The sequence below is a fragment of the Bacillus ndiopicus genome (genome assembly GCF_000612805.1).
Taxonomy (GTDB): Bacteria; Bacillota; Bacilli; order Bacillales_A; family Planococcaceae; genus Metasolibacillus; species Metasolibacillus ndiopicus.
Genome location: NZ_HG964404.1, coordinates 471773 through 484607, shown reverse-complemented (window position 1 = coordinate 484607; position 12835 = coordinate 471773). Strand labels below are relative to the sequence as shown.

Genomic DNA, 12835 nt, shown 5'->3' with positions numbered 1-12835 from the left:
ATGTTGAAATATTTCGAAGTTTTTTGGACAGCCTTCAAGCTTGGGTGCACATCTTTTGGAGGACCTAGCGCGCATCTTAGCTATTTTTACGATACATATGTGAAACGTAAGCAATGGTTAAGTGATAAGACGTATGCCAATATTCTTGCATTATCACAATTTCTCCCAGGACCAGCGAGTAGTCAAGTGGGGATTGCCATTGGTTTAGCAAGAGGAGGATTGCTGGGTGGTGTTTTATCGTTTTTAGGGTTTACATTGCCATCGGTATTAATATTGGTAGTCTTTTCGTTGTTTTTTGTACAAGCAAATTACGAACTAAGCTGGCTACATGGCTTGAAGCTTGTTGCTGTAGCGATTGTTATTCACGCTGTTATTGGCATGGGGAAATCATTTGCTACGGAATCGAAAACAAAGATTTTAACGCTTTTTGCAATGACAGGAGTGCTGTTAGTAGAAGGGGCATTGGCACATATTTTTGTCATAGTAGTTAGCGGGATTTTAGGCTACATACTGTTTAGGAAAAGTGAAATAACAAAAGAAGGAGAGAGCTTGGAGCTCTCTTTATCAAAGCGTTTTGGTATAGCTTGTTTGACTTTTTATATCGGCTTATTAATTGTGCTACCAGTTATTAGTCAATTTACGAAGTGGCAGTGGCTTGATTGGTTTGAACGGTTTTATCGTGCGGGTGCCCTTGTTTTTGGTGGGGGGCATGTTGTTTTGCCCTTATTAGAGCGCGAATTTGTTGCTACAGGCATCATGACAGAGGAAAGCTTTTTTGCAGGCTACGGGTTAACGCAGGCAGTTCCAGGTCCATTATTTACATTTGCTACTTATATAGGTGCGGATATCGGAGGACTATTTGGTGCAGCGTTAGCAACAGTAGCGATATTTTTACCCGCCTTTTTACTAATCATTGGCGCATTACCGTTTTGGCTACAATTAAGCCGAAATCCAAAGCTTGGCGCTATGATAAAAGGGATGAATGCAGCAGTAGTAGGTATTTTACTTGCTACATTATTTGATCCGTTATGGGTAACCACGGTTATAACAGCAAAGGATTTTGTTGTTGTTGCTATATTGTTTAGCTTGTTGATGTTTTGGAGGACGCCATCTTGGCTAATTGTTTTACTAGGGGCGGCAGCAGGTATTTTACTTGCGGGATAAAATAGGTGTGAAGAATCTCTCTACACCTATTTCAATTTATCCCTAGTTAAAATTTCAAAAAACTCCGCTGATTGATTTTCATCGAGTTGAACATATTGATCTGAAGATGCTAAAACCGCTAACTCAACAATGTTTTGATTAATCCAAAAAGCGTAAGGAACTGCTTTCGCTTCAATTTTTGGATCTTTGAACTGGAAGATAAATCGATAATCTGGAGGGCGTTCCATGTCGATTTTCTTTTGTTCCCAAACGATAGTATTCAATATTTCTCTTACTGTTTGAACCTCTTTATTGCTTGTAACAGTATAGAAATCTTCATATTCATCCCCATTGCCTGTGTACTTGTCTACTTCAATATATTGCTCTGGACTAAAAACAGGTGGAGAACAACTAAAGAGAAAAATAGTAGTGAAACCAATAAGATAGATTAATTTTTTCAAGATTCTAGCCTCCTTTTAAAAATTAGTCGTTTTTGGTTTAAAAAGGTTGCAAGTGGGATTAAAATGAAAAAACTATAGGAAAAGACAGGTCTCAGCCTGCTTTCCCTATAGTCTTTTACGCAAGGATAATTTTTTCTAATTGAAGTGGCTCAATGTATTCTGTGCCTTTGTAAGCGCGCATATTACCACCAGAAATTTCATCGATTAAGATGATTTCGTTCGTTTTTGCATCGCGGCCAAATTCTAGCTTAATATCATATAAAGTTAGGCCTTTTTCAGCAAGCTCAGCTGCTACAAATTTAGAAATTTCAATTGTACGTTGCTTTAAAATCTCATATTCTTCTAATGATAAAATACCTAGCATATCAAGTGCGTCCGCCGAAATAGGTGGGTCTTGTCGCTCGTCATCTTTTATCGTTACTTCTACAAAGGCATTTAAATCTTGACCTTCTTGTGCATAAGCACCGTAACGACGTAAAAAAGAGCCGACAGCTTTAAAGCGGCAAATAACTTCTAAGCCCTTGCCAAATACTGTTGCAGGTTTCACAGTCATTGTTGCGTCAGTGAAATTTGCATCTACATAGTGCGTTGGTACACCTTGTTCATTTAGTTTTGAATAGAAAAACGAAGTAAGGCGAAGTCCTGCTAAGCCAGCGCCGTCGATTGTTAAGCCAACTGTATTCGCACCTGGATCAAATACGCCATTTTCACCTGTAACGTCATCTTTAAACTTCAATAAATAATGCCCATCTTCCAGTTTAAAGACATCTTTTGTTTTACCTGTGTACACTAATTCCACAAGAAACCCTCCATTTCACAAAATATAGCTATATTGTAACACGAACGATTATAAACTTGTCTACATAAAATGTTCGTTTTTTTATAGAGTGTGAAATTTTTTTAAACTTTTTAAATGGAATGCTGGAACTTTGCCTGATAATTCCTAAATTTAAAAACTTACTGGTTCAACTCAACGGCTTGGGGGATTAAATAAAAACTATGTTGTTTCATAGAAAATGCTTTTGCCTTTTTGATAAATAGGGGATTTTAAGGGAGGGGGAAGTGCAAGTGTGGGCTTGCTTTCCCCACACCCCTTCGTTTAATTAATAAATACCCTCTGCAATCATACCGTTTGCCACTTTTTTAAAGCCTGCGATGTTAGAGCCGACTACTAAATTATTTTTATGGCCGTATTTTTCAGCAGCTTCTTTGCTTTCGAGGAAAATAGATTGCATGATTTCATGTAATTTGTTATCTACTTCGCTAAATGTCCAGCTATTACGGCTTGAATTTTGTGCCATTTCAAGTGCAGAAACAGCGACACCACCAGCATTTGCTGCCTTTCCAGGTCCAAATAAAATACCTGCGTCTAAAAAGACATTGATAGCTTCTAAATCAGATGGCATATTCGCACCTTCCGCTACTAACTTGACGCCATTTTCAACAAGAGTTCGTGCTGCATCGCCATTAATTTCATTTTGAGTTGCACAAGGTAGGGCAATATCACAAGGAATCGTCCATATTTTAGAGCAGTCCTCATGATATTCTGCCTCAGGGTGATAATTTAAATATGTGCTAATACGCGCGCCTTTTTCTTCTTTAATTTCTTTAATCGCTTTTAAGTCAAGACCTTTTGGATCGTAAATATAGCCGTTAGAATCTGAGCAAGCAACTACTTTTGCGCCGAAATGCTGCGCCTTTTCAATTGCATAAATGGCTACATTACCGGAGCCAGATACAATAACCGTTTTATTAATAAACATTAAATTTGCATCATGTAACATTTCGCTCACAAAATAGGCTAAACCGTAGCCTGTTGCTTCTTTACGTCCTAACGAGCCGCCGTAGCCAGGCTTTTTGCCAGTTAAAACTCCCGGTTCAAATTGCCCGCGAATGCGCTTGTATTGTCCCCACATATAGCCAATTTCACGAGCGCCAACACCGATATCACCTGCAGGGACATCTTTATTAGGACCGATATAATGATACATTTCTGTCATAAATGCTTGGCAAAAACGCATAATTTCAGCGTCAGATTTTCCTTTAGGGTCAAAATCCGAGCCACCTTTAGCCCCACCGATCGGCAGGCCAGTTAAGGCATTTTTGAAAATTTGCTCAAAGGCTAAAAATTTCATGATGGACTCATTTACGGTAGGGTGGAATCGGAATCCACCTTTATATGGGCCTAGCACATTATTAAATTGCACACGATAGCCGCGATTCACTTGCACATTGTTTTGATCATCTTGCCATGCTACTCGGAATGAAATTATGCGGTCAGGTTCAACAATACGTGCTAAAATATTATGGTGAATATATTCTGGGTTTTGGGCAAAAACAGGTACTAATGATAAAAAGATTTCTTCGGCTGCTTGTAAAAATTCTGATTCAAAAGCGTATTTCTTTTTTAATTTCTCAAACACACCATCAACATATGTTTTCGCTAATTGCTCGTTATTAATTTCAGTCATCATAAATTGTTCCCTCCTCAAATGCTATTAAATGTTATAGTATTATGATTTTTCTTGCAATTCAATCAATTTTTATTCGTTTGTGAAAAAAAGGATGGAAATAAGCCGACAAAAAATTATATAAAAATAATAAAATAAGAGTAACAAAAGCATTTTTTTGAAAGGAGAAATAAAAATTGATCCAGTTATTAATTGATGCAGATGCATGCCCAGTTATTGATTTGGCGCTATCTGTTTCATCTCGATATAAGATAAAACCAATCTTGTTTTGCGATACGTCTCATCGCATTGAACGTGATAATGTTATAACAATTGTTGTGCCTAAGGGGCCAGATTCAGTTGATTTTAAGCTAGTGAATACGCTTTCGAAAAATGATATTGTTATTACAGGAGATTATGGTCTAGCAGCAATGTGTTTAGCAAAAGGAGCATTTGTAGTTGACCATAATGGAAGAGAGATGACGGCGGACAATATAGACCAGTTGCTAGCTTTTCGTTATGAAAGTGCAAAATTTCGCCGAGCAGGAGGAAGAACAAAAGGTCCAAAAAAGCGTACGGAGGAAAACAATATTGCCTTCGAAAAAAAATTTCAACAAATTTGTGAACGGGCTGAAAAATTGAAAGGAGAAATGAATAATAATGCATAATTCATTAGCGCAGTTTAGCGAGAAATTCCCTTTAATTCCATTTTTACAACGAGCTGAACCAGCTTTTTGGCTAAATAATCAAGTAAATGATGCACAAAATTATCCTTTTTCGATGGAAATGGTGCATGACGCAGAGGCAAGGCTGCAACGCTTTGCACCATATTTTGAAGTAGCTTTTCCAGAAATGCGTGAATTGCAAGGAATTATCGAATCTCCAATAATTGACATAGCACGGATGAAGTCCTATTTAGAAAGCTCTAATCACATAAAAATAGAGGGGAATCTTCTATTGAAATGTGATCATGCACTACCGATTGCAGGTTCTGTTAAAGCACGAGGCGGTATCTATGAGATTATTAAGCATGCTGAAAGTTTAGCATTTGAGCACGGGTTATTGTCTATAGAAGACGATTATCGTAAATTAAATAATGAAGAGTTTCGACAATTTTTCAAGAATTATAAAATTGCAGTTGGTTCAACAGGTAATTTAGGATTGAGTATCGGTATTATAAGTGCAAAATTAGGTTTTGATGTAACCGTGCATATGTCGATGGATGCAAAGGAATGGAAAAAGCAATTGCTGCGAACTCTTGGGGTGACGGTTGTTGAATACGAGGCAGATTATAGCGAGGCGGTAAGACAAGGGCGTTTGGAAGCAGAGCAAGATGCAACATGTCATTTTGTTGATGATGAAAATTCGCTGGATTTATTTGCTGGTTATGCTGTAGCGGCATTGCGTTTGAAGGCACAGTTAGATGCCAAGAACATTACTGTTAACAAAGAAAATCCGTTATTTGTTTATATACCGTGTGGTGTTGGTGGTGCGCCAGGAGGGATAAGCTATGGCCTAAAGCAGTTATATGGCCCAGATGTGCATATTTTCTTCGCTGAGCCGACGCAGTCACCGTGTATGCTACTAGGTATGATGACCGGATTACATGATGAAATTGATGTTGCGCAAATTGGCTTAACAAATATAACAGAGGCTGATGGTTTAGCAGTAGGCCGAGCATCGAAATTTGTAGGTGCACAGATGGAAACGATTGTGAGCGGTTGTTATACTGTAGAAGACTCTTTTCTATTTGAGAGCTTACGAGAAATGTTTAGTAGTGAGCATATTTTTATGGAGCCATCAGCACATGCTGGCTTTTTTGGACCAGTACAGCTTGCTCGTAAAGGCGAGATGTATTTAGATACACATGGATTAAAACCGTTTATGCAAAACGCACACCATCTTGTTTGGTCAACAGGTGGGAATTTGGTTCCGAATGAATGGCGAAATAAGTATTTACAAAAATAAAAAATTGGGGCAGGGTTAAAGTTGTGATTATTATCGTTTTCATTGCTGGCTTTGTTATTGCTGGCATACTTGATTTAAGGCTAAGAAAAAAATTTAACGTTAAAAAGAATGAAAAGTTTATGGATCAATACGTAAACAAAGCTCATCTTGTATTTGAAATTCTTTTGTCTGCATTTTTCATCGTCAATATTGCAGTGAAAGGATTTAGTGGGAAGTATTTATATTTCTTATTATTTTTATTTTTTGCCCTCGTGTTTGCTATTCGCGTAGCGCTTGAGTATATATTTATGAAGGAGCAAAGGAAATTTATTATTGCCCTCGCTTACATGGTCGTTTGTTTAGCTTGCGCAATAACAATCATTTTGTTTTTGTGAGATAGAGGCGTCCAATTTGGGACGCCCTTTTCATTGGATTGGAGGATACAGCATGTTAACAATTGAGCTAGATGAGCAGCTTCTTATTATGAAAAGTGAGCAGCCACTAAAAGTATTAAGCTCAGCAATGGTCAATCCGGGGATTGGCTATTATCAATATTTTGTCAATCGAACGGTTCATAAAGACTATTATCCCGAGGATGCAAAATTGGAATATGAGCAATTTTTAAAGCGCTATAAAGTACCTTTGGATGCTACAGTTGCAATGATGACAGCAGTACCACAGCGCTTTATTATGAAGGATCATTATACGGATGGAGAAACCTCCATTATAGTTTTTATAACAGCTGGTTTAGGAAATGCAGTAGATGTAACACAATCCTTTCAATATACATATAGACCTGCTGTTGGAACGATAAATATTTTCGTATTTATAGAAGGGGATGTAAGTGAGGAGGCATTTATTCAAGCTTACAATTGCATTATTGAGGCAAAAGTAAAGGTGCTGTATGAGCGCCGTATAATGGACCAACAAAGTGGTACCATTGCAACAGGAACATCAACAGATAGCGTTGCTCTTGCGATGACGGAACGAGGTGAGTTCCATGAATATGGAGGCTCGATTACACGTTTAGGCGCACTGATAGGAAAAGGCGTTGCGACCACGTTGTATAAAGCGATTGATGGCTATGAGGCGTACCAAAAAGGGGAGCTACGATGAATATTGCCATTGTTTGCGTAGCTATTGTACTTGACCGCATTGTTGGAGACCCGCGTTCATGGCCACATCCTGTTATTTGGGTAGGCAAGCTTATTTCATTTTTTGAAAAACGCCTTAATCACGGGTCGGCTCGTTTTATAAAAGGGTTGGTAACCGCAGTATTTGTTGTTTGCATGACAGGATTTATCGTTTGGTTAATTATTTATTTTGCTGGATTTGTTTCAATATGGCTAGCTGCTATGCTTGAGGTTATTTTAAGTGCAGTTGCCATTGCACAAAAAAGCCTGAAGGATGCAGCGATGGTCGTTTATCATGCATTGCGGCAAGGCGATATGCAGGAGGCGCGCACGAAGCTTAGCTGGATTGTTGGTCGTGATACAGAGCATTTAGAGGAGCCTGAAATCGTGCGCGGTGTCGTTGAAACTGTTTCTGAAAATACAAGCGATGGCATTACTGCACCGATTTTTTATGCGCTGTTATTCGGTGCGACAGGCGCATGGGTTTATAAGGCAATCAATACACTTGATTCCATGATTGGCTATCGTAACGAGCGTTATCAACAGTTTGGTCGCTTTGCTGCAAAGCTTGATGATATCGCAAATTTTATACCGAGCCGCATCACTGGATTATTTATTTTATTATTTACGAAAAATGAAGGCCCTTTTTCAATGAGAATGCGCCTTCGTTATTGGCTGAGAGATGCTAAAAAACATCCAAGCCCAAATAGCGGCTATTTAGAAGCTGCAACTGCCTTGCAATTAGGAATTCGTTTAGGTGGCGAAAATATTTATCAAGGTAAATCATCATTCCGTGCCTATATGGGGGAGCCTATTGTGGAATTAAATAAACAGCATATTTTGCGTACTATACAGCACTTATACACTGTAACGATTATTTTTACATTACTAATTGGAGGTGTTATTTATGCAATATCCTGCACATGGCGCTAATCCAGCAACGTTGTACAAGCAGCTACAGCTTGACATGCCAGAACATATTATTGATTTAAGTGAGAATGTCAATTTCTTAGGACCACCGGCAAGTTTTTCGGCTATCTGGTCGTCTTTATTCGAAAAAATTGCCTCCTATCCTCATGAAAATGCAGAGCCTCTGCGCAGTCAATTGGCGCACCGACATCATGTAGAGACAGAACATGTTGTGATAGGAAATGGGGCAGCAGAGCTTTTAATGGCTTTAGCTAAGCGTTATAGGAAAGAAACGGTTGTTATTGTGCAGCCTTCTTTTTCGGAATATACACGTACGTTAGTACAAGAGCAAGCAATTATACAAGCGATTGAGGTAGATGAGCTAACGAGTTATTCATTGCCAATGGAGCGCTTAAAACAGGCGATGTTTGAAGCAAAAGCTTTATATATTTGTAACCCAAACAATCCAACAGGTGTTGTAACGCCTAAAGAACAGCTAATTGAATTGCTGCAACATGCACAGCTAGTAGGATGTGATCTTGTTGTTGATGAGGCATTTATGGATTGGACAGATGAAACGCACTCGATGATTGATTTAGTTGCAAGCTTCGATCATTTAATCATTCTTCGCTCGATGACCAAAATGTATAGCATGGCAGGTGTCAGACTTGGCTATGCACTAACACAGCAAGCTTCTGAAATTAAGCAAGGGCTACCACATTGGAATGTAAGTGCTATATCGATAGCGCTTGGTTTGCAGACATTGCAGGAGGATAGCTTCTGTAGAGAGTCAAGACAGCAAGCAGCGACAAGCCGTGTAGCAATAGCTAAATTTTTATCGGAAAAAGGTTGTACTGTAACGAATAGTGAAACAAACTATATTGCGTTTCGTTTACCACTTGCATATGATGCAACGGATTTTTATTTTTCGCTATTAAAACAAGGCATCGTACTGCGCCATACGCAAAATTTTGCTGGAATGAATGGACAATGGTTCCGCGTAGCCTTGAAAGAGCAACATAAAATGGCAGCGTTTCAGCAAGTAATTGAACAATTTTTGACGAAATAATAGAGAGGAGCAAAAAAATAGTGCATCTTCATACTTTACTCACATTTCTAGGCTATACTAAAAAAGTAGATAGACCATAGGAGGAAAGAGTATGAAAAGAATAATGACATTATTGGCGTTATGCTTGTTATTTGCAACTCAAAGTGTATCAGCGCATACAATGACAGAAAAAAATATCTATGAGGATATTGATCCAACTGCTGAAAATGCGCAGAAAATACTATTGTTAAATAGTCTGGGGTTACTTGGTTATAATAGTGAAGATATGAAGTTATCGCAAGAGGATAACCTATCTCGCATGGAATTTGCGGCATGGATTGCGGACTTTTTCCATTTAGAAGGTGAAAATTTTGAGCAAAAAGCAAATGCTAGCCTTCAAGAGGAATACGTATCTTCTTTAGAAGGAGATATTACATACAATGATTTAAATATGGCATTGTTCCATAAGGAGCTTAAGCTTGATAATCCAGATGCAACTTTAACGAAGGCACAATATATTGATTTTATCTTTGAACATTTGAACTATGATATGAACGGACATACACTACCGCAAATGGGAGGCTTTGTTGCAGGGCCAACAGGTGTTATTGATGATGTAAAAACGGTGGATGAAGCGACGATTTTAGTGATTGGTGGTAAGGATTATCCATTATCAGGCCATCCGCGCGTATCTGCATCTTCAGATAAGGCGCAAGATTGGGTAGGTAGCACTGTTGATCTTTCTTATTTCACTACAGGTGGTGGTGGCCATGGTCACCACGGCGAAGGTCATGAACAAGCTACAGAAGCATCAACGGAAGCCGCATTGCATTATGTTCAGCTACAGCAATCAGTAGAGGAAGAAAACTCTACAAGCAAATGGCTAATGCCATCAATTATTATTGCTATATTGGCAATATTGGCATTGTTATTTTTAAAGCGTAAATAATAATAGAGGTGCAGTGGGGACAGTCTCCACTGCACCTTTTTTAAATCATACTAAAGAAATAAAATTATTAAGAAAAGATAGCATTTTTATAGAGAAGTATGATACAGTAAGGGCACAATTGAATAATGTGTAAGGTTTGGTGCCAAGCGAAAGTTTGGCTTAAAAGGGAAGTCGGTGCAAATCCGACGCTGTCCCGCAACTGTAAATCGGAGCAAATCACAAATGCCACTGGTGAAAAACTGGGAAGGCTGTGAGGCGCAGTGATGATAAGCCAGGAGACCTGCCAATATCTAGTACACACCAAAATACCTACGTGGAAATAGGTGGTGAAAAGTAACGATTGATGTTACGAGTACGAGCAATCAAACAAGTACGAATGGGATAACCATTACGTGTTTTTTGCGATGTGTAAATTTCTTTAGCCATTTTCCATAAAAGGAAGATGGCTTTTTTGTTGTACAAAAAACAAAAATTGAAAGGCAGGTTTATGAAATGACGTATGTAACAACAACTATTGGCTATCCATATATTGGGGAAAATCGAGAGTGGAAAAAGGCGTTGGAGAAATTTTGGAAACAAGAAATAACAGAGGAGGATTTTTTAAAGCAGCAAAAGGAAATTCGCTTAAGCCGTATTGAAAAACAATTGCAGCTAGGATTGGATTTTGTTTCGGTTGGTGATTTTACAAATTATGATCGTGTGCTTGATACGGCAGTAATGTTCGGGCTTGTACCGAAGCGTTTTAAATGGCAGGGCGGCAAAGTAGATTTGCAAACATATTATGCGATGGCACGTGGGAATAAAGACGCTGTCGCAAGTGAAATGACGAAATGGTTTAATACAAACTATCACTATATTGTACCTGAATATGAAGGTCAAGCATTACAGCTAACAGAAAATACGGTGTTAAAGCATTTTGTTGAAGTGAAGGCGGCGTTCGATATTACGGCAAAGCCAACATTAATTGGGCCCTATACACTGATAAAGCTAACAAAAGGCTATGACCGTCTAGCAAAGGCATCATTGGTGTTAGCGATTTTACCTCTATATGCGCAAGTAATAAAGGAGTTAGTAGATGTTGGGGCAGAATGGATACAGCTTGAAGAGCCGGCGCTTGTTACTTCATTAGATAATGAAGAAATTAAGCTTGTGCAAGAGATGTATGCGCAGCTTTCTATAGCTGTTCCGGAAGCTAAAATCATGCTGCAAACCTATTTTGAGTCTTTATCAGCATATGAGCAGCTTATTCAGCTTCCTGTTCAAGGAATCGGTCTAGATTTCGTACATGGCTATACGTACAATATGGATGCACTACGTCAGTACGGCTTCCCAAAAGACAAAGTTTTAGCGGCTGGCGTCATTAACGGACGAGATATTTGGCGTGCGAATTTAGCGGAAGTAAACGCAACTGTGAAGGCAATTGAACAGCTTTCAGGTGCGAGAGAGCTATGGATTCAATCTTCATGTCATTTGCAGCATACAGCAATTACGACGAAATTCGAAACAAAGCTTGATTCAACATTGCGTAATGCACTAGCATTTGCGGATGAAAAAGTTGTAGAAATTGTAGAAGTAGCAGCTTATTTAAATGGTCAAGATACATCGAATAATAGCGCTATTTCGGCAAGCATGAAGGCGATAGAGGCGTTGAAAAATCATCCGATTCGCAACAACAAGGTAGTACAGCAGGCTGTTCAAACTATTCAGCAAGCTGATTTTGAGCGCAACACAGCATTTGTAGAGCGTTTATCCATTCAACAAGAGGCATTGCAGTTACCATTGTTCCCAACAACAACTATTGGTAGCTTCCCGCAATCAGACGAAGTAAAACAAAAGCGCAATGCGTGGCGCAAGGGCAATTTAACAAACGCTGAATATAGCGCATTTTTAGAGAAAGAAACAGCACGCTGGATTACAATTCAAGAAGAGCTAGATATGGATGTACTTGTGCATGGTGAATTTGAGCGTACAGATATGGTGGAATATTTCGGTGAAAAATTAACAGGCTTTGCATTTACCGAAAATGCATGGGTAGTATCTTACGGCTCTCGCTGCGTAAAACCGCCAATTATTTATGGAGATGTAGCATGGGAGGCAGCTATGACTGTGAAGGAAACAGCCTATGCTCAAAGCTTAACGAAGCGTCATGTTAAAGGAATGTTAACAGGTCCTGTAACGATTTTAAATTGGTCGTTTGTACGTGACGATATAGCGCGAAAGGATGTAACCTATCAAATTGCCTTAGCGTTGCGTAAAGAAATTGAAGCACTTGAGCAGGCGGGTATTGCAATTATCCAAGTGGATGAGCCCGCATTAAGAGAGGGTTTACCACTCCGTAAAGAGCAATGGGACACTTATTTAGAATGGGCAGTAGGTGCCTTTAAGCTAGCAACCGCAAGCGTAAAAGATGAAACGCAAATTCATACACATATGTGCTACTGCGAGTTTAATGATTTCATTGAACCAATTAGCGCCTTAGATGCGGATGTTATTTCAATTGAAACATCTAGAAGCCATGGAGAGCTGATTAGCTCGTTACAGCACAATCCGTATGATAAAGGGATTGGCTTAGGTGTTTATGATATTCATAGTCCGCGTGTTCCAAGTGAGGAAGAGATGCTGACAATTATGCAAGATAGTTTGCAAGTATTAGCGCGTAATCAATTTTGGGTAAATCCTGATTGTGGGCTGAAAACACGAAAAGAGCCTGAAACAGTTGCGGCACTTGCCAATATGGTAGCTGCTGCGAAAACACTACGTCAGCAAATCGAGCAAGTAATTTAAAGAGGTGTACA

General features: G+C 39.0%; 12 protein-coding genes and 1 riboswitch. Of the genes, 9 read left to right on the top strand and 3 right to left on the bottom strand.

The genetic code is table 11. The features are described from left to right. Complete coding sequence (gene chrA, locus TY13_RS07235; protein ID WP_042473629.1) at positions 1 to 1164, top strand: chromate efflux transporter; 1164 nt, start codon at positions 1 to 3, stop codon at positions 1162 to 1164. 26 nt (positions 1165 to 1190) lie between these two features. Here the strand turns inward: chrA and TY13_RS07230 are convergent, their stop codons facing one another. The 3 genes from TY13_RS07230 to gdhA form a co-directional block, all read right to left on the bottom strand. Further along, positions 1191 to 1604 carry a hypothetical protein gene (locus TY13_RS07230; RefSeq protein WP_052344254.1) on the bottom strand — a complete coding sequence of 138 codons (414 nt, stop codon included), beginning with the start codon at positions 1602 to 1604 and terminating at the stop codon, positions 1191 to 1193. 115 nt (positions 1605 to 1719) lie between these two features. Continuing rightward, positions 1720 to 2403, bottom strand: coding sequence for a phosphoribosylaminoimidazolesuccinocarboxamide synthase (locus tag TY13_RS07225; protein WP_042473623.1), 684 nt, complete (start codon positions 2401 to 2403; stop codon positions 1720 to 1722). Positions 2404 to 2707: 304 nt separating this feature from the next. Continuing rightward, entirely contained in the window at positions 2708 to 4078 is a 1371-nt protein-coding gene (gene gdhA, locus TY13_RS07220) for an NADP-specific glutamate dehydrogenase (RefSeq protein ID WP_154661553.1), read from the bottom strand. Between the two features lie 176 nt (positions 4079 to 4254). Between gdhA and TY13_RS07215 the strand changes: the two genes are divergently transcribed. From TY13_RS07215 to metE, 8 genes are all read left to right on the top strand, one after another. Continuing rightward, a complete protein-coding gene (locus TY13_RS07215; protein ID WP_042474247.1) occupies positions 4255 to 4722 on the top strand; it encodes a YaiI/YqxD family protein in 468 nt (155 codons plus the stop codon). Continuing rightward, on the top strand, positions 4715 to 6022 hold the full coding sequence (locus TY13_RS07210; RefSeq protein WP_042473621.1) for a D-serine ammonia-lyase: 1308 nt from the start codon (positions 4715 to 4717) through the stop codon (positions 6020 to 6022). Before TY13_RS07215 ends, TY13_RS07210 begins: the two co-directional genes overlap by 8 nt. Before the next feature lie 23 nt (positions 6023 to 6045). Further along, positions 6046 to 6396: a DUF4181 domain-containing protein gene (locus TY13_RS07205; protein WP_042473618.1), complete on the top strand. Its 351-nt coding sequence runs from the start codon at positions 6046 to 6048 to the stop codon at positions 6394 to 6396. Positions 6397 to 6448: 52 nt separating this feature from the next. Continuing rightward, entirely contained in the window at positions 6449 to 7117 is a 669-nt protein-coding gene (locus TY13_RS07200; protein WP_042473615.1) for an adenosylcobinamide amidohydrolase, read from the top strand. Next, the gene (cbiB, locus tag TY13_RS07195) at positions 7114 to 8067 is read left to right on the top strand and encodes an adenosylcobinamide-phosphate synthase CbiB (protein WP_042473611.1); all 954 of its coding nucleotides are present in this window, start codon (positions 7114 to 7116) and stop codon (positions 8065 to 8067) included. Before TY13_RS07200 ends, cbiB begins: the two co-directional genes overlap by 4 nt. Continuing rightward, a complete protein-coding gene (locus TY13_RS07190; protein WP_042473609.1) occupies positions 8042 to 9112 on the top strand; it encodes a pyridoxal phosphate-dependent aminotransferase in 1071 nt (356 codons plus the stop codon). Before cbiB ends, TY13_RS07190 begins: the two co-directional genes overlap by 26 nt. 91 nt (positions 9113 to 9203) lie before the next feature. Then, positions 9204 to 10040, top strand: a complete 837-nt coding sequence (locus TY13_RS07185) for a hypothetical protein (RefSeq protein WP_042473606.1) — start codon at positions 9204 to 9206, stop codon at positions 10038 to 10040. Between the two features lie 120 nt (positions 10041 to 10160). Beyond that, positions 10161 to 10342: riboswitch (cobalamin riboswitch) on the top strand. Between the two features lie 190 nt (positions 10343 to 10532). Then, the gene (gene metE / locus TY13_RS07180; protein WP_042473603.1) at positions 10533 to 12824 is read left to right on the top strand and encodes a 5-methyltetrahydropteroyltriglutamate--homocysteine S-methyltransferase; all 2292 of its coding nucleotides are present in this window, start codon (positions 10533 to 10535) and stop codon (positions 12822 to 12824) included. Positions 12825 to 12835: the final 11 nt, after the last annotated feature.